The 20,779-nt window shown below is 53.0% G+C and carries 17 protein-coding genes; all 17 read left to right on the top strand.

Annotated features, from left to right (window positions below; genetic code table 11):
* The first annotated feature begins 114 nt into the window (after window positions 1–114).
* Window positions 115–1,434 carry a PAC2 family protein gene (locus tag AC1EKS_RS04990; protein WP_481009002.1) on the top strand — a complete coding sequence of 440 codons (1,320 nt, stop codon included), beginning with the start codon at window positions 115–117 and terminating at the stop codon, window positions 1,432–1,434.
* A 3-nt stretch (window positions 1,435–1,437) separates the two neighbouring features.
* Window positions 1,438–2,691 carry a DNA polymerase IV gene (gene dinB, locus AC1EKS_RS04985; RefSeq protein WP_481009001.1) on the top strand — a complete coding sequence of 418 codons (1,254 nt, stop codon included), beginning with the start codon at window positions 1,438–1,440 and terminating at the stop codon, window positions 2,689–2,691.
* A 53-nt stretch (window positions 2,692–2,744) separates the two neighbouring features.
* Window positions 2,745–3,167, top strand: coding sequence for a DUF3040 domain-containing protein (locus tag AC1EKS_RS04980; RefSeq protein WP_481009000.1), 423 nt, complete (start codon window positions 2,745–2,747; stop codon window positions 3,165–3,167).
* 339 nt (window positions 3,168–3,506) lie between these two features.
* Window positions 3,507–3,938, top strand: coding sequence for a division/cell wall cluster transcriptional repressor MraZ (gene mraZ / locus AC1EKS_RS04975; RefSeq protein ID WP_481008999.1), 432 nt, complete (start codon window positions 3,507–3,509; stop codon window positions 3,936–3,938).
* 119 nt (window positions 3,939–4,057) lie between these two features.
* Entirely contained in the window at window positions 4,058–5,044 is a 987-nt protein-coding gene (rsmH, locus tag AC1EKS_RS04970; protein WP_481008998.1) for a 16S rRNA (cytosine(1402)-N(4))-methyltransferase RsmH, read from the top strand.
* 124 nt (window positions 5,045–5,168) lie between these two features.
* The gene (locus AC1EKS_RS04965; RefSeq protein ID WP_481010277.1) at window positions 5,169–5,468 is read left to right on the top strand and encodes a hypothetical protein; all 300 of its coding nucleotides are present in this window, start codon (window positions 5,169–5,171) and stop codon (window positions 5,466–5,468) included.
* Between the two features lie 9 nt (window positions 5,469–5,477).
* On the top strand, window positions 5,478–7,424 hold the full coding sequence (locus tag AC1EKS_RS04960) for a peptidoglycan D,D-transpeptidase FtsI family protein (RefSeq protein WP_481008996.1): 1,947 nt from the start codon (window positions 5,478–5,480) through the stop codon (window positions 7,422–7,424).
* A 38-nt stretch (window positions 7,425–7,462) separates the two neighbouring features.
* The gene (locus tag AC1EKS_RS04955; RefSeq protein WP_481008995.1) at window positions 7,463–8,995 is read left to right on the top strand and encodes a UDP-N-acetylmuramoyl-tripeptide--D-alanyl-D-alanine ligase; all 1,533 of its coding nucleotides are present in this window, start codon (window positions 7,463–7,465) and stop codon (window positions 8,993–8,995) included.
* A complete protein-coding gene (mraY, locus tag AC1EKS_RS04950) occupies window positions 8,995–10,107 on the top strand; it encodes a phospho-N-acetylmuramoyl-pentapeptide-transferase (protein ID WP_481008994.1) in 1,113 nt (370 codons plus the stop codon). The genes AC1EKS_RS04955 and mraY overlap by 1 nt, the downstream gene beginning before the upstream one ends.
* On the top strand, window positions 10,104–11,543 hold the full coding sequence (gene murD / locus AC1EKS_RS04945; protein WP_481008993.1) for a UDP-N-acetylmuramoyl-L-alanine--D-glutamate ligase: 1,440 nt from the start codon (window positions 10,104–10,106) through the stop codon (window positions 11,541–11,543). Before mraY ends, murD begins: the two co-directional genes overlap by 4 nt.
* A gap of 2 nt (window positions 11,544–11,545) precedes the next feature.
* On the top strand, window positions 11,546–12,892 hold the full coding sequence (locus AC1EKS_RS04940) for an FtsW/RodA/SpoVE family cell cycle protein (protein WP_481008992.1): 1,347 nt from the start codon (window positions 11,546–11,548) through the stop codon (window positions 12,890–12,892).
* On the top strand, window positions 12,882–14,003 hold the full coding sequence (gene murG / locus AC1EKS_RS04935; RefSeq protein ID WP_481008991.1) for an undecaprenyldiphospho-muramoylpentapeptide beta-N-acetylglucosaminyltransferase: 1,122 nt from the start codon (window positions 12,882–12,884) through the stop codon (window positions 14,001–14,003). Before AC1EKS_RS04940 ends, murG begins: the two co-directional genes overlap by 11 nt.
* Complete coding sequence (gene murC / locus AC1EKS_RS04930) at window positions 14,000–15,406, top strand: UDP-N-acetylmuramate--L-alanine ligase (RefSeq protein ID WP_481008990.1); 1,407 nt, start codon at window positions 14,000–14,002, stop codon at window positions 15,404–15,406. Before murG ends, murC begins: the two co-directional genes overlap by 4 nt.
* Window positions 15,403–16,293 carry a cell division protein FtsQ/DivIB gene (locus AC1EKS_RS04925; protein ID WP_481008989.1) on the top strand — a complete coding sequence of 297 codons (891 nt, stop codon included), beginning with the start codon at window positions 15,403–15,405 and terminating at the stop codon, window positions 16,291–16,293. Before murC ends, AC1EKS_RS04925 begins: the two co-directional genes overlap by 4 nt.
* Window positions 16,294–16,435: 142 nt before the next feature.
* Complete coding sequence (locus tag AC1EKS_RS04920; protein WP_481008988.1) at window positions 16,436–19,333, top strand: leucine--tRNA ligase; 2,898 nt, start codon at window positions 16,436–16,438, stop codon at window positions 19,331–19,333.
* An 87-nt stretch (window positions 19,334–19,420) separates the two neighbouring features.
* The gene (locus tag AC1EKS_RS04915; protein ID WP_481009896.1) at window positions 19,421–20,428 is read left to right on the top strand and encodes an aldose epimerase family protein; all 1,008 of its coding nucleotides are present in this window, start codon (window positions 19,421–19,423) and stop codon (window positions 20,426–20,428) included.
* Window positions 20,429–20,557: 129 nt separating this feature from the next.
* Window positions 20,558–20,779 (top strand): hypothetical protein (locus AC1EKS_RS04910; RefSeq protein ID WP_481010276.1); only part of this gene is annotated, 222 nt, incomplete at its 3' end.

Here is a 20,779-nt window from a genome sequence, read left to right as displayed (position 1 = left end):
TGAGAAAAGTAGGCGTCTATTATACCCGCTAAATCTGAAAACCGCATAGCTCGGGCGAGGGGCGGTGCGCGAGCGGCGCATGCCAGGTAGGCTGGACTAAAGAATGGAGGGTAGATGACAGATCGCAGCCGTTTTATAATCCCCGGTCCTGCCTACGAGAATACGCAGGCCGAGGTGCTGCTCTATGCCTTTTCAGGGGCGATAGATTCCGGCGATATCGGCGGAATGATTATTGAACAGCTCTTGCATGCCCTTCCTCATGAAGAAGTTGCACGTTTCGCCCTAGAGACGGTGCTGGACTATCGGGCGCGGCGCCCGCGAATAACTATTGAAAATTGGACGATGACGGATATGCGCTATCCCAGTTGCAACCTGGAGCGGATAACCGATTATTCTGGCCGTAATATTTTGCTGCTGCGCGGTCTGGAACCCGATATCAACTGGGAAGATTTTTCCCTGGCAATTTTTGAGGTTTGCCAGAAGATGGGGGTAAAACAGGCGGTTGATCTGATGGGGATCGCCGCCAACATCCCCCACACCCGGATTCCCTTCATTAACCAGACTTCTCCGAATCCGGATCTGCTACCTCCGCAAACCGAGATGCCGGGTACTTTTATCATCACCGCTTCTTTCGGGCAGTATCTGCAGATGCTGTTCAAGATGATTTCGGTGCAAGCGCGGGGAATTGTGGTGGGGGTTCCCTACTACTTGGCTGATGGGCAGTACCCGCCGGGGGCGGTTAGTGCTATTCAGTATCTTTCAGAAACCATGAATCTGGATTTGCCGATGGGGGATCTGGAAGCGGCAAGTGCTCAAATGATTAAAGAGGTCAGCGCGCAGCTGGATGAAAATCCAGAGGCCAAAGAACTGATCGAAAAAATGGAACAGCACTATGATGAGGCGCTGACCCAACCCTGGGGAGAGTTGCATCCTAAGTCTTTGGCGGAATCGGTAGATTCTCGTTCTGGGGATGCGATAGCTGAACGTATCGAGAGGTTCTTAGCGCAAGTAAATCCCCAAGACTCCTCAGAAGAAACCGCGGAGGGGCTTTTGGCGGGACGCGACGATTTGCTGGCTCATCTGGCACAAAAGGTAGCCGCGCGTCAGCGGATCGAAATTAATCCCCGCCTACCCGAGCAGGCAATTAAAGCCGCAGATAGTCAACCTGAAAAATCTTCCGCTCCGGCTAAAGAGGAAGCTGTCGGCAAGCGGCAAGCAATCGCCGACAAACAGTCGGTTTCTCGCGCAGATGCCCCGAAGGGCAGGTATTTCCCGCCGCGACGTTCCCATCTAAAGCGCCAGCGGGCGCAGGGTCACTCGGGAAATATTGGTCCCAGTACCCCCGCTCCGCCTCCTGGCAGTAATCAGGAACCCGACCCTAAAACAGCTGGGCAGAGCAAAGCAGATGAAGCCGGGGACAGTAGAGAGCACTGACCGGTGAGTAAAGCTCCTCAGTCCGCTGCCGCCAAACGTGATTGGGGCAGCGATGATAGCGGAACCCCGATTCTGCATGTCGATATGGATGCTTTTTTCGTAGAGGCGGAGATTCTGCGCAACCCGCAGTTGCGGGGCAAACCGGTAATTGTGGGGGGAAAGAGCAATCGGGGAGTGGTTTCCTCAGCCTCCTACGAGGCGAGAGCACAAGGAGTGCACGCCGCGATGCCAGTTTCTCAGGCCAAACGACTTTGCCCCCAAGCGATAGTTGTCGCCTCCGGGCATGGTTATTACTCGCAGCTGTCGAAAAAAGTGATGAAGATTCTGGGGGAAATCACCCCGGTGATGGAGCAAATCTCGATTGATGAGGCTTTCTTAGAGGTTTCCGGAGCGCGGAGGAGACTGGGGACTCCCTTAGAAATAGCCCAGCTGTTGCGCCAGCGGATTCGCGAGGAACTTTCGCTACCGGCCTCGGTAGGAATCGGGCGTAATAAGCTGGTTGCTAAAATTGCATCTGCGCACGCCAAACCGGATGGGATATTGCTGGTGCCGGCAGAAAAAACTAGGGAGTTTCTACAGATCCTACCGGTGGGCGCCATCCCGGGGATCGGGGCCGCTGCGGGGGCGAAACTGGAGCGCAAAGGAGTTCAGACGGTTGGACAACTTACCTCTCTAGATATTGCCCAGCTAAATTCGCTGTTCGGAAAGGCTCTAGGGGTGAGGCTGTACCAGCTGTGCCGGGGGCAAGATTCGCGCCGAGTTGGCGACGGTAGCAAAGAAAAATCCATCGGTACAGAAACCACTTTTCTGCGGGACGTGCATTCCCGGGAGACAATTGCGGCTACTTTATTGGACCAATCCCATCAGTGTGCGGCCCGGCTGCGAGCTAATGATCTATTAGCCGGCAACGTGACTATCAAACTGCGGGCTGCAGATTTTCGTACCTGGACACGCTCTCGCACCCTGCGCCAGCCTACCGACGTTGCCCGCGATATTGCGAGGGCCGCATTGGGATTGTTCGCGAAAGAAAATTTGCCTAAAGGAGGAATTCGTCTGGCAGGGGTAACCACTAAAGAGTTAATCTCCGCCACCTCTGGGGTTCAGATGGCGTGGGGGAGTGACACTCGCGGACGCGCCACGGAAATAGCGATGGATAAAATTCACCAAAAATTTGGCGATACTTCCCTCCGCCCGGCTACGCTAGTTACACCAGGAAAGAATGATAGCGCTCCAGGGTATGGAACTGAGTCTGACTGAGTTAGCTTTTTGTTTTATGCTGGAAGCACCGACGCGGAAAGGAGAGAACTAGCATGGGGCTATCTGAGAAAGAAAAACAGATTCTCGCAGACATGGAACGCCAATTCTCTGATGTCCGCGTGGATAAAACTCCAGATTCCACGGGTTCAGTGCCGGAAAAATCGCAAAAACTGAACTTTTCTCCTAAGCTTCTCGCTGCTATGACTTTATTAATCCTAGCGGGGATTGCGCTGCTAATTGTGGGGATTTCTGTTTGGACCATCTCCAAGCTCTTAGCAGTAGCGGTAGCGGTCGCGGGGTTTGTAGTGGTGCTGTTTGCAGTGACTTTGCCTATGAACTCTCGTTTTTCCGGCTTTGGGGTGAATCCCGGTATATCAGCTGGGAAACGCCAATCTTCCGCTAAGGGTCCTTCCGCGGCGCGCTCTTTTAAGCAACGGCAAGAGGACAAGTGGAATCATCGCCACGGCGAGCACTAGATAGTTCGTTTTTCTTTTTGTTTTCCTATCTTTTCTATAAATACCTGACCGCATCCTAAGCAATACGGTTTTGAGCCCTTGGTTGGCTGTCTTTTAACTTCTTACTGCCCCACTAGCGGCACTGCTTTCCGCAGTTGGCGGTGCCTATCTCTAATCTGCTTATTTTCCTGAAATATCAGTCAGAATCAGATTTTTGCTCCACTTTGATTCGAATGTTGTCTTCGCAGGTAAGATCGGTAATTTTTTTCGATTAATTTCCTTAAAAAGCCGTTATTATGTACCTAAGTGGAGGAAAATGGGGTAAAGTGGAGTTATCTGGTTGGAAAGGAGGAAGCGCCGATGTTTTTAGGTTCCTATGAACCCAAAATGGACGATAAAGGACGCTTGATTCTTCCAGCTAAATTCCGCGAGCAACTAGCGGGTGGTTTAGTTATCACTCGAGGTCAAGAGCGTTGCCTCTATGTTTTCCCCGCTTTAGAGTTCGAGCGGATGTACCAGGAATTGCGCCAGGCTCCACTTTCCTCCCGTCAAGGACGTGACTATGTGCGGGTAATGCTCTCCGGTGCCTCTGATGAGATTCCCGATAAACAAGGCAGGATCGTGATACCTCCCCAGCTGCGTGCCTATGCGGATCTAGGAAAGCAGCTAGCGGTTATTGGCGCCGGTTCTCGAGTTGAGATCTGGAATGCGCAGGCCTGGAAGCAGTACCTAACCGAACAAGAAGAAACCTTCGCTCAAACCGGAGAGGAAGTGATTCCCGGAATGTTTTAGCTTGGAGAACCTGGTCTCTTCCCGAATGCTCTGATGCCTCTTCCCCGGTAGCAGATCCTCGGGGAGAGCCCTGGTTTTCCAAAAACTTTTCTAACCGTCCCACCCTTCCAAAGGAAAACATGTCTCTTAGTACCAATTTTACCCACCAGCCAGTGCTGGCTGAGCGCTGCGTCGCGCTCTTGGGGAAAGGGATTAAGAAAGCGGGAAACGAAGGGAACGCCCTGATTATCGACGCCACCTTAGGGTTGGGAGGGCACAGTGAACTTATTTTACAAACCTATCCTCAGGTTCATTTGATCGGAATCGACCGGGATAAGCAGGCATTAGCAAGGGCCAGCAGGCGCCTGCGCGACTATTCTGCTCGCTTCACGGCAGTCCACGCCACCTATGATGCTATCGGACAAGTGGCGGATGCCTATTTTGATGAAAAATATCCTTTAGCTGGGATTCTGATGGATTTGGGAGTTTCTTCGCTGCAGCTCGACGATGCTGAGCGCGGTTTTAGCTATGCGCGCGAAGCCGAGTTAGATATGCGGATGGATCAAAGCCAGGGTAAAACTGCTGCTGATTTACTCTCTGAGCTTTCGGCCTCTGAACTTACTAAGATTTTGCGAGAGGCGGGAGAAGAAAAGTTTGCTTCGCGAATTGCCCGGGCTATAGTCCAGAAGCGAGAAGAAACTCCGCTCACTTCCTCCTCGCAGCTGGTAGAAATCGTACGAGCAGCTATACCCGCTCCTGCGCGCCGCACGGGGGGTAATCCAGCTAAAAGAACTTTCCAGGCCTTGCGGATAGCAGTTAATCAAGAACTGAGCATCCTAAAAGCTGCGGTGCCCCGCGCCCTCGAGAGCCTCGCTCCCGGAGGGGTGATGGTGGTGGAAGCTTACCAATCCCTCGAGGATCGGATAGTTAAACACGCATTTCAACAGGTAGCAGCGCCGGCGAGCCTGGAAGGGATTCCGGTACGCGAAACACCGCACTTCGAACTTTTGATCAACGGAGCCGAAAAAGCCGGAGAAACAGAAGTAACCAGAAATCCTCGCGCCGCATCGGTGCGGTTGCGAGCGATTGCGAAGTTAATTGAATCAGCAGAAAGGAACGGGGACTAAAATGCCTAATTCCGCCGCTCTCAGACAGAAAGCCCCATTTAAGAGGAGGCCGATTCGCGCTCAAAAGCAGAATCGCTTACGAATAGTTGGGGAAGATCCGACCCTGAAGAAACGATCGCCCCTGGTGGCAAAACTCTTTGCGGCTGCCTTAACTTTGGTGGCTCTGATTGTTTCTCCATTGCTGATCAATACGCAATTGGCGATTATCTCTTACCAGATCCATGACGACCAGGTGCAGCTCGCACAAATAAAAGAAGATAATCAGCGGGTACAATCCCAGGTAAACCTGAAGTCCAGCCCCGAGAGGGTACGGAAAGCGGCATTGGATGCCGGGTATGTCCCGGCGGGAGAGACCGGATACGTTACTCTGAAAACAAGCAAAATTGAGGGAGGTACTCCTCCGATTTCGGCAGCTAAGGAATAAAAGAGATCTATGGTAGGGAAGAAGCGAAGCTATTCGCAGGCGAAGAACGCTTCTTCGCAAAGGAAAAAAACTATTGCTGACCGGACAAAGTTGCCAGATCAAGAGGGACACGGTCGCGATGCTAAGTCCTACGTGACGGGCGGGATAGCAAGCAAAGCAGCTAGCAAACGCGGGCGACTGCTACTGGTGATTGTGTCTTTTCTCTTGGTGCTGTGTAGCGCTAGATTATTCGAATTGCAGGTAATCCAAGCGCCCGCTCTCACTGACGCGGCCAGGCAAGCACGCACTGTATCTGCTGAAATTGTCCCTAAGCGGGGAGACGTCATAGATCGGAAAGGGACGGTGCTGGCAACCTCGATTGAGGTCTATAACGTGTCCGTTAACCAGAAACTGGTGAAAGGATATGTTCATCGCGAGGTATTTGACCCGCACGGAAAAATAGTTACCGATAAAACTAAACTGCGTGACCCGCGTAATGAAAAGAAAATTGTGGGAACGGGTGCCGCCGAAGCTGCGCGGCAACTAGCGCCAATTTTAAAGATGAACCCGGCGGTGCTGGGGGGCAAAATGGTGGGCAAACGCGGTTTCGTCTACCTGGCCAAAAATGTTAGTGCCGAGAACTGGCGGAAGATCCGGAAGCTAAAAATAGAAGGTATCGATGGCGAATTACGATATCGCCGAGACTATCCCAATGGCCCCACCGCCTCCTCGATTCTAGGTTTTACCGACTTTGACCAAGTCGGCCAGGCGGGTATCGAGGCAACACAAAACAAACAACTGGCCGGAGTCCCCGGCGAGCGGGTGGCAGAGATTTCACCCTCGGGACAGGTTATTCCGGGTGGCTCTGATGTTCTGCAGCCGGCGATCCCGGGTAAAACCGTACGCTTAACTATCGATGCGGATCTACAAAATATCGCGGAAGAGGTGGTTAATAAACAGGTAGCGGATTTTGGGGCTACCTGGGGAACCGCGATCGTACAGCGGGTAGGTACGGGTCAGATTTTGGCGCTGGCAGATTCCGGAAATGAGCCTCCCGAGCTGGTCCGGAAACGGACTTCGGGAACCACCGGATCGCGAGCAGTACAGTACACATACGAGCCGGGTTCGAGCGGAAAACTGGTTACTTTCGCTACCGCCTTGGAACAAAAGAAAATCACCCCGCTTACTCCGGTAAGCTCCCCCTATCAGATAACTATCGCCGGTCAGTCCTTTAGAGATTCCCATTCCCATCCCACTATGAACTTAACTGCCTCCGGGATTTTGGCTGAGTCTTCAAATACCGGCACCGTTCAAATCGGACAAATGGTTACTGATCAGCAAAGATACCAGATGATGCAAGCTTTGGGATTGGGGCGAAAAACTGGAATCGAAATGCCCGGGGAATCTGCGGGGATAATCGGTAGTCCGAAGAGTTGGGACGGACGTCAGCGGATGACCACTATGTTTGGGCAGGGAATGGCGTGTACCCCGCTGCAAATATCTGCTCTGATCTCTACTATCGCTAACCATGGCGTGTATATAGCCCCGCGGATCGTTTCCGAATATGAAGACTCGCAGGGGATTCCTGAAAAGCCAAAAGTTCCGGTGGCCACCCAAAAGTTAGACCAAAACGTGGCCGCCACCCTGGTGCGGATGATGGAATCGGTCACCAGTGATGAAGGGACTGCTAAGAAAGCTCAAGTCCCCGGCTATCGAAGTGCCGGTAAAACCGGAACTAGTGAAATTATTTCTGCCGGAGGTGGCTCCAAAGGGGTAGTGGCCTCTTTCATCGGCCTGGCGCCTGCCGAGAATCCCGAAATTGCGGTGTCGGTGATTATTTATCAACCAAAATCAGGAATTTATGGGGGCGTAGTTGCCGGGCCGGTATTTTCACAGATAGCGGCGCAGGCATTAACTTTATTGGACGTTCCTCCCTCAACTACTAAGCCGCAGCTTTATCCAATTGATGCTCACTAGCTATCCTTAGAAGAGAACTCGGAACTAGGAGCTAACTAATGTGGACATTGGGTTGGATTGCGGAGGCCCTGAACCAGCCGTGTAAGTATGCAGATACTAAAATCGCCGGAAGGGTAGTTACCGATTCCCGTGAGGTGCAGCCGGGGGATTTATATGTAGCTCGTCGCGGAGAAAATTCCGATGGGCATGACTATCTGGAAGCGGCCTTACGAGCGGGTGCAGCTGCCGCCATCGTTGAGCGGAAAGAACCTGCTGAACAGGTCGGTATTCCCTATGTGCAGGTTGTAGAAGCGACCCGCGCCCTAGGGTGGTTAGCGCATGAACATTTAGCTTTTTTGCGGCAGAAAGGCGCCGGAGAGCGGCCAATTTGTGTGGGGATCACCGGTTCAGCGGGTAAAACCACCACTAAGGATTTACTCGCTAGCCTGCTGCAACTTAAAGGTCAGGTAGTAGCTCCGGAGAAATCCTACAATAATGAGGTAGGGGTGCCGCTGACTATTCTGCGCGCTGATGAAAATACCGATTTTCTAGTGCTCGAAATGGGAGCATCTGGACCCGGACACCTGGCGCTACTAACCGAAATTGCTCCTCTAGACCTGGCAATTGAGCTGATGGTGGGCCATGCCCATTTGGGGGGATTTGGCGATATTGAGGGGCTGGCGCAAGCCAAGGCGGAACTGCTTTGGGGGCTGCGAAACTTTCAGGGGCAGCGGTATTGGCCGCTGAGTGCGGCAGCGGAGCAGGCACGCGCAGTTTTTGGGCAAGATGGTTATCGGGAGAGCTATCCTGTCGAAAGCGGGAATCCCTCTTTAGCTATTTTGAACCGCAGTGATCGAAGAGTGTGCCAAATGGCTTTCGGGAAGCAGGTTCGCTATTTTGGAGAATTAGCCGTTGATGAGGCGGAAGCAGATACTACTAATACAACCGGAGTTTATGCCTCCCAGGTGCAGGTAGATAGCGATGGCCGGCCCTCTTTCTTAATGACCCGGGGCTCTCAAAGCATAAAAGTGAAGTTAGGGCTGGTAGGCAGGCATAACGTATCGAATGCTTTGGCGGCAGTGAGTGCTGCTACCGAGCTGGGGATTCCTCTCGCAGCCGCCGCCCGCGTACTCGAAAATGCCCGTCCCTTATCGCAGCATCGCCTGGACGTGGTGGAAATTGGATCTGATATTACCGTGATAGACGATTCCTACAACGCGAATTTGGATTCTATGCGTTCGGGAATCACCACTTTAAAGACCCTGGCACAAGCTAAGGGGCGAGGACGAGCAGTGGCAGTCTTGGGAGAAATGCTGGAGCTGGGGGCAGATTCCGAGAATCATCACCACCTGGTGGGCGAAGCTTGTTTAGAAGCAGGAATAGGAACAGTAATCACCGTGGGGAATGCTGCTAAGCCGATTTACCAGACTGTTTTAGACCACGCCGATGCCCAACACTGCGAAAATGCTCAGGAAGCACTTACAGTGGTTAAGCAGGTGCTTGCTCCCGGCGATACGGTATTGATTAAAGGATCAAATGGTTCCGGGGTCTGGAAAATTGCAGACGCTTTAACAGGAGGTAGCAACAGCTAATGGTGCCTTTAGGAATAGCGCTATTAACCTCCCTGGTTATTTCGCTGGCGGGAACTCCGGTACTTATTCGTCTTTTACGTAAGCATCAATACGGTCAGTTCATTCGCAAGGACGGTCCCACCGCTCATTACACTAAGCGCGGCACTCCCACTATGGGCGGTCTGGTCATCATTTTGGCGACCGTTTGCGGCTGGGTGGTAGCGCACATTGCTTCGTGGACATTCCCCTCGCCCTCGGGCTGGCTATTGATGCTACTGATATTGGGGCTAGGACTGATCGGGTTCCTGGATGACTACATTAAGATCTCTCGCCAACGTTCCTTGGGATTAACACCCTGGGCGAAGATTGCCGGTCAACTGGCAGTGGGAACAACTTTCGGGGTACTGGCGCTACTGTTTCCCCGCCGCGATGAATCCGGAATCGCTATTACCCCGGCGTCTACTAAGATTTCAGTGGTTCGCGATGTCAGTTGGCTGGATTTAGCGTTCGCCGGTACGGTAGTAGCGTTTATCCTGTTCGCGCTGTGGTCTAACTTTTTGATTGCGGCCTGGTCGAACGGGGTTAACCTTACCGATGGTTTAGACGGTTTAGCCTCCGGTGCCTGTCTGTTTGCTTTCGGAGCCTACACCGGGGTTGCTACCTGGCAGTACTATCAGCGCTGTCCGCTTAGCGGGGTAGTGCCTAAAGTAGCTGATGCCTGCTACGAGGTGCGAGACCCGGCAGATTTGGCGATAATCTCACTGGCGATTGTGGGCGCCTGCTTTGGTTTTCTCTGGTGGAACACTTCTCCGGCCCAGATTTTCATGGGGGATACCGGTTCTCTCGCCTTGGGCGGAGCCTTCGCGGGGCTATCGATCTTGACTCGTACCGAGTTCCTCGCCCTAATTATTGGCGGGCTGTTTGTAGTGATCGTGATGTCAGATGTGATCCAAGTGGGGGTATTTAAACTTACCCGAAAACGGGTTTTTAAAATGGCGCCCCTGCATCACCATTTCGAGCTAAAAGGATGGAAAGAAGTAACGATTGTGGTTAGGTTCTGGATTATTGCGGGACTGTTCGCGATCGTAGGTGTAGCCATGTTCTATGCAGAATGGGTGGTTGCAATCAAGTGACAAACCAAAATTGGGCAGGTCGTGATATCTGCATTATTGGTCTGGGGTCATCAGGTAAAGCCTGCTGTGAAGTGCTTTCCACCTTGGGAGCGAAGGTATTTGGGATAGACAGCCAAGAAGAAGCGGTTGCCTCCTGCTCGCAGGAGTATCGGCAGGCTCATTTTTATCAGGCCGATGCGGATAGCTGCGCTGATTTATTGGACCAGGTAGCTCCCTCCTTGCTAGTGGTCAGTCCCGGGGTACCTCCTCGTCATAGTGCTTTCGCTTGGGCACAAAAACACCAGGTGGAACTGTGGGGAGAAGTCGAACTGGCTTGGCAGATCCAAAAAACCGCTACTTCGCGCCCGGACATCCCCTGGCTAACCGTTACCGGCACTAACGGTAAAACCACTACCGTAGGGATGACCCAGTCTATCTTGCAGGCTGCGGGTTATGACGCGCTAGCAGTCGGAAATGTGGGTTCCCCGGTGGTTTTGGCGGCTGCCCAGGCTAAGGCCGAGGCCTTAGCGGTAGAACTATCCAGTTTCCAGCTTTACACCATTAGAACATTATCTCCGCTGGCTGCAGTATGTTTAAATATTGATGCTGACCATCTGGATTGGCACGGGAGCCAGGCAGCCTACGTGGCCGCCAAGGCTCGGGTCTATGAGCGTGCCCAAAAAGCCGTCCTCTATAATCAACAAGATCCCCAGACTTTGGACTTGGCGCTAGCATCCGATGTTAATGAGGGATGCCGAGCGATCGGTTTTACCAGCGGCACCCCCGATATTTACCAGTTGGGGATCGTGGAAAATATGCTGGTAGATCGGGCTTATAGCCCTAATCCTTATAAAGAGGCAGTGGCACTAGTAGGGATGGGAGATTTTCGCTATTACCAGGGAGAGCCCGGGCTAACGGTTTTGCAAGATGCCTTAGCGGCCGCTGGTCTCACCCGCGCCCTAGGGGTAGCCCCCGAGGCCGTGCGGGACGGAATACGAGGCTTCGTCCCCCAGGCACATCGGCGAGCCACCGTAGGTCAGGCGGCGCAGGTCACTTGGATAGATGATTCCAAAGCCACCAACACTCATGCCGCGGCAGCATCTTTGGCAGGAATGCCCCCTTCCTCAGTGGTGTGGATAGCTGGCGGCGATGCGAAGGGACAATCCTTTGATCAACTAATTCAAGAGGTTGCCGCCTGTTTACGAGGGGTAGTTTTGATCGGGGAAGATCGCTCGGCTTTGCGTGAGGCGCTAGCAAAATACGCGCCTAATATTCCAGTAGTTGAAGTCACCGGTCACGATGACATGATGTTCTCGGTGGCAAACGAAGCAGTAGCGCTCTCTCGCCCTGGAGATAAAGTAATTCTGGCTCCTGCTTGTGCCTCCTGGGATCAGTTTGAAAACTATTCCCAGCGAGGGGAAGCTTTTGCTAAGGCCGTGTCCCGTTTGGAGGGATAGTAATGGTGGCGCGGACAAAAGCTGGAAGTAAAAAGAATCATCGCGAGCACTCGGTAACAAAACTTAGGGGAAAAATTCCGCGGATCAAAGTTCAGCGGGCAGAGGCTTTCCGTTCAGATGACCCGGAAGGAAAACGGAAACTACTTAGCCTGTGGCGGTCGATAACGAATACCCCCTTATTTAACTATCAAACGTTGTGGTTCTTAATTATTGCGCTTTCGGTAATTGGATTAATGATGCAGTTTTCTGCCTCGGTAATCTTGGAACTGTCTGCGGGTACCAGTCCCTATTGGGGCGTGGCGCGCCCGTTGCTGATTATGGCGGTGGGTTTCTTAGCGATGATTTTCATTTCGCGTTTACCTGCCGGGTTTTTTGAAAAAGCTGCGTTAGTTCTAATATTCCCGCTGGCCGTGGCGGGGCAATTAGCGGTTTTTAGCCCCTTGGGTCGTGGCCAGGGCGGTAACCGCAACTGGGTTTATATTCCCGGCATCAACCAGGTATTACAGCCTTCAGAGTTTCTGAAAGTAGCTTTCATTTTACTTTTAATCACCGTATTTATCAGCGGAAGATGTCGGATAGACTCCCTTAGCGATCTCCTCAAATGGGTGGGTCTACCTTTCGTGATTATTGTGGCCGCGGTGATGGCCGGCCACGATATGGGAACCCTACTAATTTTCGTTTCTATCTTGCTGTGTGTATTGCTAGTTGCGGGTATTTCTCTGCGCTGGTTAGGGATGGGGATCGGCCTACTTGCGGTGGGCGCGGTGGCCGCGGTACTTAGTTCTTCTTCCCGTAGAAGCCGGGTGTTCTCCTTCTTAAACCCCTCCCAAGCGAATCCAACGGGGTCTGGTTTGCAACCATTACGCGCGAAATGGGGATTGGGCACCGGAGGACTTACCGGGGTGGGACCGGGAGCTTCTCGCCAGAAATGGAACTATCTACCGGAGGCCCATACCGACTTTATTTACGCAATTTTGGGCGAAGAATTCGGGCTATTCGGCACGCTCTTGGTACTGGTGCTTTTTGGGTTGCTCGCCTGGGTGCTTTGCCGGCTAATTATTAATTCCACGAACTTCGCTACTCGACTATGCGCGGCCGGCACCCTAGGGTGGATAGTTGCGCAAGCCCTGATAAACATCATGGTAGTGATCGGATTCTTACCGGTCGTGGGAGTTCCGTTGCCATTGGTTTCATCGGGAGGCTCTACCGCGCTAGCTACCCTGATACAAATGGGGGTGCTCTTCAGCTACCTGCGAGCAGAACCGGGACTGGCCGCGGCAGTCGCCCGTAGGCCAAAATATTTGCGTACCAGCAGAGCCGTCAGATTGGAAAAACGCGATGGAAAATAATAGATCGGTACTTTTAGCCGGAGGGGGAACCGCCGGTCATGTCAACCCGCTGCTGGCTGCTGCCCGCTGCCTGCGAGATCAAGGCTGGGACGTCACGATTATTGGTACGAGGGAAGGCAAAGAGACCGAGCTAGTACCCGCTGCCGGCTTCGATTTGCACTATATTCCCCGGATACCCTTGCCGCGCCGTCCTTCTTTGCAGTTTTTTACTATTCCTACCCGAATGCGGGCAACGGTAAGGAAAATAGAATCCCTAATCCGAGAAAAACAGGTGGGGGTAGTTCTGGGATTTGGAGGATATGTCTCTACTCCCGCCTATTTTGCGGCGCGCCGCATGCAAGTTCCGCTGGTAATTCATGAACAGAATGCCCGTCCCGGTTTGGCTAACCGTTTAGGGGCACGCTGGGCGAAAGCGGTGGCTTTAACTTTTCCCTCTACGAAACTGCAGGCCAAGAAAGGGAAAACCAGGTGTATCGGTTTGCCCTTGCGTCCAGAGATCGCAGAGCTGGCCAAGAGGCGGCAGGACCCGCAGGAAAAACAACGTCAGCGGGCGGCGGCACTGCAGTCGTTCGACCTTGATCCGCAGTTGCCAACCTTACTGGTCACCGGCGGGTCTTTGGGGGCGCTTTCGCTAAATCAAGCGCTGCAGGAGGCAGCGGCGCAACTGCCCGAGAATATTCAGGTAATTCATCTAACCGGGAAAGGAAAGGATGAGCCGGTCCGACGCGCTCTTCCCGAATCCCTAAAGTCGCGTTATCGTATCTTAGATTACCTAGTTGATATGGAGCGGGCATTAGCGGCTGCTGACCTGGTAGTTTGTCGTTCCGGGGCGGGTACCGTTGCGGAGATGACTGCTTTAGCACTACCGGCAGTTTACGTACCACTCCCGATTGGAAACGGAGAGCAGCGGCTTAACGCCGAAGATGCGGTGAAAAGTGGCGGCGCCCTGCTTGTAGATAACGCCAAGTTTGACGCCAGTTTCGTAACCGGCAAGGTAATCCCGCTGCTGTTGGCACCCGAGCGTCTAGCACAGATGGCGCGGGCACTGCCGGAAGAGGGGATTGATGCCGCGGAGAAACTGGCGCAAATCGCAGAGGAAGTAAATCGATGAGCGAGAAGAAATATCATTTCATTGGGGTCGGGGGAGCAGGAATGTCCGTAGTGGCGCAGCTTTTTGTGGCGCGCGGCTGGGAACTGACTGGCTCGGATCAAAGCGAATCCGATAACTTAAAGAAACTGCGGGAGCTGGGAGTCGAATGCTGGGTGGGCACCCGGCCACAGCTGATTACGCCGGAAATGACTATCGTCTATTCCAGTGCGATTCGCCCTAATAATCCCGAATTTGCTGCCGGTAAAGCCGCAGGTTGCGAGTTTATGCATCGTTCCCAAGCACTTGCCTTAGCCTCCGCCGACCGCAAGTTCGTAGCCGTTGCCGGCGCTCATGGAAAGACCACTACCTCGGGAATGATGGCACAAACTCTTTCTCAACTCGGGGCGGATCCTTCTTTTGCAGTCGGCGGGATAGTCCGCCACTACCAAACCGGCGCCCATCTGGGTAAAGGCGAATACTTTATTGCCGAGGCCGACGAATCCGATGGTTCTTTCCTTAACTACCGGCCCCAGGTGGCGATTATTACCAATATTGAGCCCGATCACCTCGATAATTATGGTTCTGCGGAGAAATTTGCGGAAGCATTTTTTGATTTCAGTAACTGTATTAAACCAGGTGGAACCCTAATTGTTTGTACTGACGATCCCGGTTGCGTCCAGCTGGTTCAGCGCCTGCGCTCGTTGCCTGAAGGATCTGAGGCAGCTCAAATCCAAATTTTCGGGTATGGGATAGAATCGTCCTCTCTCAAGCTAGATGAGTTTTGCCTGATTAAGCCACATGCGGAAGATCCGACCTCGGTATCTGCAGATTTCGTAGTGGCCGGGGAAACTACTTCGGTACGCCTGCCGATGCCGGGACGACACAACCTATTGAACGCGGCCGCAGTCTTCTTGGGCGCGAAAGTTGCGGGTTTTTCTGCCTCAGAAACTGCCCGGGTTTTAGGAGACTTTGAGGGAACCGCGCGCCGTTTTGAAACCAAAGGCGAAGTAGGGGGCATCCGGGTAATTGATGACTATGCCCATCACCCCACCGAGGTGGAAGCGCTGATGCACCAGGCACGCGAAGCTGCCGCCGGAGGAAGGGTTCTAGTCTTATTTCAGCCGCATTTATATTCGCGTACCCGTAATTTTGCCCCCCGTTTTGCCCGGGCTCTCGACCTGGCAGATCAGGTGATAGTTTGTGACATTTACCGGGCACGCGAGGACCCGATTGCCGGGGTAACCTCTCAGCTAATTACCGAAAAAATGCAGCGTGGCTCCTATATTGGAGAGCGCGATGAGGCGGCCCGCGCCCTCGCTAATGCGGCTAGGCCAGGAGATCTGATCCTGACTGTAGGAGCTGGAGATGTGACAGTGGCCGGCCTGCTTATTCTTAACGTTTTAGCCCAGAGGTTTGGGCAGTGACTTCTCGCAAATCTTCTTTTTCGCGGCGGTCCAAAGCCACCGAAGTATCAAAAAATACTCGGGTGCGTAGCGGTCGTCGGCAGGGAAACGGTAGCAGTGAAACAGCGGTGTCCCGGCCGCGGTCCCGGCAGGTAACTTTAGCTTCCAAAGATCGGGCAGTGGTCTCTAGCGGGCTGGCGCAGCGACGCGAAGAAGTCGCGCAGATCAATCGGCGTAAGAAACTGCGACGCGGCGGTATCGGAGCGCTAATCGTAATAGTCGTGGCGGCTTTGGGATATCTGTTTTGGTTTTCTCCAGTGTTTTCCTACGATCCGGGAAAAACGCGAGTAGTGGGTGCCAGTGCGCAAGTTCCCGCGAAGCAGATAAAAGATGAACTCTCGGCCTATGCGGGTAAACCCTTGCTGCGGGTGCCCACCAGTCGGGTTTCCTCCACGCTAAAAAAAGAAAATCCGTGGATTAAACAGATACAGGTTAAACGGGAGTTTCCCCGGGGAATCGCGGTGCATTTAACGCTGCGAAATCCGGTGGCTAAAACCGCGCAGGGAGCCCTGATCGATCTAGAGGGACAAGTATTTCCCGCCAAGGGCTTCGAAGTATCAAAATTGGTGACAGCAGCCAATTCTTGTCGGGGTAGCCAGACTCGCGACTGCTGGCAGTCAGTAGCCAGCGTGCTGGAATCCTTGCCGCCGGAGATTAAACAGAAAATAACGCAGGCTCAGGCGATGAGGATAGAAAGCGTGGAGCTGCAATTGAATTCGGGAGCCAAAGTTATCTGGGGTGCCAGTCGCGATAATCAAAAGAAAGCACAGGTATTGGCGGTGCTATTGCAACGCGAAGGCAGTGTCTATAACGTCACTGATTATGCTCATCCCACGATAATTGGGTAGGGACACAACTGCAGGGGCAGTAAATATGCTCACCAGCGGTAAATAAGTTTTTTGCCGCGGGTTTCATAGCGCCCCCACAAAAATCAGGCGGAGTCCATTATGGGGTAGGCTTTGAGGGAGTAACGAAGGGAGAAAACAGTCCATGAGCAACAGCGCCAGCGATATACCGGCATATCGATACACTGCCCAGATGGCAGGAAAAATCGAGGAAAAATGGCAAAAATACTGGTCAGATCAAGGGACCTTTAATGCTGATAACCCGGTGGGTTCCCTAGCTGGCCCCCTGGCGGAAAAAGAATCATTCTTCGTGATGGATATGTTCCCTTACCCATCCGGTAAAGGACTACACGTAGGGCACCCCCTTGGCTACATCTCCACTGATGTCACCGGGCGTTTTCAGCGGATGCAAGGCAAGAATGTTCTCTACACCATGGGATACGATGCTTTTGGTCTGCCAGCGGAGCAGTATGCGGTAACCACCGGGCAGCATCCGCGTAAGACCACCCGGGAAAATATCGCCACTATGCATCGGCAATTGGCGCGCATCGGGCTTTCTCATGATGAACGGCGTTCCTTCGCCACTATCGACCAGGATTATTACCGCTGGACACAGTGGATTTTCTTGCAGATTTTCAACTCTTGGTACGATCCGGAGGCAAAGCGCCCAGATGGAGGGCGGGGAGCGGCTCGTCCTATTAAAGAGCTAATCGAAAAGTTTGCCAGCGGGGAAAAAGCCCTTCCCGAGGGGGCGAAGTGGAGCGAGCTTAACGCTAAGCAGCGTGAGGATATCCTCGAAGATTATCGCTTAGCATATTTGTCTTATGCCCCGGTTAACTGGTGTCCGGGATTGGGGACGGTTCTAGCTGACGAGGAAGTAACCTCCGAAGGGCGTTCCGAACGCGGAAACTTCCCCGTATTCCGCTCTCACTTGCGTCAATGGATGATGCGGATTACCGCCTATGGTGACCGCCTAATCCAGGATCTAGCCACTTTGGATTGGCCGGAAAAAGTACGCACTATGCAGGAAAACTGGATTGGACGCTCCCATGGAGCCACGGTCTCTTTCCAAACCGAAGGAGACAGCCTGCGGGTTTACACTACCCGCCCCGATACTCTATTTGGCGCCACCTTTATGGTGGTGGCCCCGGAACATCCATTACTTTCCGGACTGGGGCAAAGCGAACTTCCCCAGGGAGCCGCCCAGATTCCTGCGCAGTGGCCGACCGGTACCCGGCAGGCCTGGACCGGAGGATATGAAAATCCGCAGCAGGCAGTGCGCGCTTACCAAAAGCAAGCGGCAGCGCGCAGCGAGCTTGAACGCGGGGAAGATGCCCGGGAAAAAACCGGCGTATTTACCGGCCTATTTGCTACTAACCCGGTTAATAATCGCCCGATTCCTATTTTTACCGCTGACTACGTGATGATGGGCTACGGTACCGGCGCGATTATGGCGGTTCCCGCCCATGACCAGCGTGACTGGGATTTCGCCAAGAAATTCGATCTGGACATTATCTATACGATTACTCCCGCGCCGGATGCGGATAAAGATGCCGCTTGGATTGGGGACGGGGTTATCCAGAACTCGGCTAATGACCAGATTTCGCTTAACGGTCTAGGTAAAGCCGAGGCCATTAAGAAGATAACTTCCTGGCTCGAAGCTGCGGGACTAGGGGAAGCTACCACTACTTACCGCCTGCGCGATTGGTTATTCTCCCGGCAACGCTACTGGGGGGAACCGTTCCCGGTGGTTTATGACGAGGAGGGAGTAGTGCACGCCCTCCCCGAATCGATGTTGCCTTTGGATTTACCAGAGGTAGATAACTTCTCGCCGCGCACTTTTGCCCCCGATGATGCTGACTCTTCACCCGAGGCGCCACTGGGTCGCGCCGAGGATTGGATCAAGGTAGAACTGGATCTGGGGCAGGGCAAACAAACCTATTACCGGGACACCAATGTGATGCCTAACTGGGCGGGATCTTGCTGCTATGAGCTGCGTTACCTCGACCCGCAGGAAAAGAATTTCCTAGCTAACCCAGAAAATGAACGCTACTGGATGGGGCCGCGCGAGGGCGCATCCTCGGGAGGTACCGATCTGTATGTAGGCGGGGTAGAACACGCGGTTCTGCACTTGCTCTATGCACGTTTTTGGCACAAAGTCCTTTATGACCTGGGGTATTTATCCAGTCTGGAGCCCTTCCACAAGCTGTTTAACCAAGGCTATATCCAGGCCTATGCCTATACGGATAAGCGGGGAGCCTATGTTCCTGCCTCCGAAGTAACCGGGGATGAAGCCAGCGGTTTCAGTTACGAGGGGGAGCCGGTCAAGCGGGAATACGGCAAGATGGGTAAATCTTTGAAGAATATCGTCACTCCTGACGATATTTGTGCCGAATACGGGGCAGATACTTTCCGAGTCTACGAAATGTCGATGGGGCCGCTGGATATGTCGCGTCCTTGGGAAACTCGGGCAGTGGTCGGTTCCCAGCGCTTCTTGCAGCGCCTATGGCGCAACGTGATTGATGAACACACGGGTGAAGTTATTGTTAGCGAGGACGCTCCGGATCTAGAAACCCAGCGCGCCTTAGCAAAGGCAATCGCAGCAGTGACCGAGGATTATCGGGAAATGCGCCTCAACCTGGTGATTTCGCATCTGATTGTACTCAACAACCATTTGACTTCGCTAAAAGCGGTTCCCCGCGAAGTAGCGGAGGCACTGGTGTTAATGATTTCGCCGCTGGCTCCCCATATTGCCGAGGAGCTTTGGAGCAGACTCGGACATTCGTCCTCGCTAGCTCGGGAAGCGTTCCCAGTGGTAACCGATGAATCTTTACTAGTAGAAGAGAAAATCACTGCGGTGGTGCAGATTAACGGCAAAGTTAAATATCGGTTGCAAGTCCCGCAGTCGATTTCAGCGGAGGAACTGGAAAAACAGGCATTGCAAACCGAAGTGGTGAAACGGAATTTGGAGGGCGGCGAGCCCCTGAAAGTGATCGTACGGGAACCAAAACTGGTAAATGTAGTGATAAGGAAAAAGAAATAAGTAGGTGCACTGGCTATTGCATATGAGTTTTAGACGCGGGTGCAATAGCGAGAGCACACTCCTCTTATCGACTTTTAAGGAGCAGAGTTGAGTTTTGAAACTTGGACGCTTAAAGCGGGAAATGACTCGGTAACAATTGCCAAAATCGGGGCAACTGTCCTGGATTGGCAGGTAGAGGACCAATTTCAAGGTCTTTGGGAGGGAGCGGTACCCCCCGAAGGTGCGCAAATGTTGCAACAGCGTACTATCCATGTCCTTGACGGGTACCGCGATGAGAACGAGCTGCGCAGCATAGACGGTTTTCGGAACGCAGTTATGGCCCCCTGGTCGAATCGTTTGCGGGATGGAAAATATAGTTTTGGGGGACACGAATACGATTTTGAAGGCAAGACCGTTGGGGGGCCGCTAGCCCTACATGGTTTGGTAGCAGACCAACCTTTTGAATTAGTAGAGTCGGGGGAAGACTTCCTGCGGGCGAAAGTTCAGGTACCAAAGATAGACGCTTACCCCTTTGAAGTGGAAGTGGAAGTTACCTATCGCATCTGCGCTGACCCTCATCGACTCTCGCTAGATGTAGTGGCCAAAAATAATGGGGAAGGTGACGCTCCCATTACTTTGGGGTGGCATCCCTATCTGGTGTGCCAGGGAGGAAGTACGGTCACTGCCAAGATCACGGTTCCTTCGCAAGTGCGTACCCAGACCGATAAGGATCTGATTCCCAAACCGGGAGTTCAGGGATTTTCCACCCAGGCTTACCCAGTTACTTTGGTACATCGCCGGGACATCGACTGGGGGATGACCTCCTTGGTAGAAAAAGATGGCGTGGCTACCGCGGTGGTGGATCATGCAGATGGTTCTCAGACTGCCGTAGAGTTGATTGGCGCCCGCCAGGGATTAGGTCTGGGGTCTTTCCAGATCTATACCGGTCAAGATTTGGCCTATCGCCGAGGCATAGCGGTAGCGGTAGAACCACTGCTGGCGATGACCGATGCTTTTAACCGCCCGGAATGTGAAGAACTAATTACGGTGGGACCGGGGCAAGTACAAGAACTGCACGCCGCCTTGGAGCATCGCAGTCCCTTAAAACGGCAGTAGTTTTTCTCCGGCCGCCTGATTTATTCCTTAACCGCCGCAAACACGAAATAATTTTCGTGTTTGCGGCGGTTCTTTTAGCCACCAGGAGATTATTTACGCAGGTAAATGCCCTTTTTTATTAAAATTTGTGTGGCTTCGCTTACTTTTGGGCAATTTGGTTTGACCTTGCCTGCCCGGGGCGGTAACTTTGTATTCGTTGCCGAGCGCAGAGGCCGGCGGGAGAAAAACTTTCCCGCCGCTTATTTTTTGCTCGCAACTTGCCCTAACCGGCCAGTTTGGTTGGTTTGTGGTTTGGTTGTTTGTGTTCTCGATAGTGTGTTTTTTTGTTTTGTTTGTGTGGGATTGACTGGG

It is taken from the genome of Varibaculum sp. C0165D1 (genome assembly GCF_056590355.1).
Note: the sequence above shows the minus strand (reverse complement) of the source record. Positions and strands in the feature narration are given on the sequence as shown.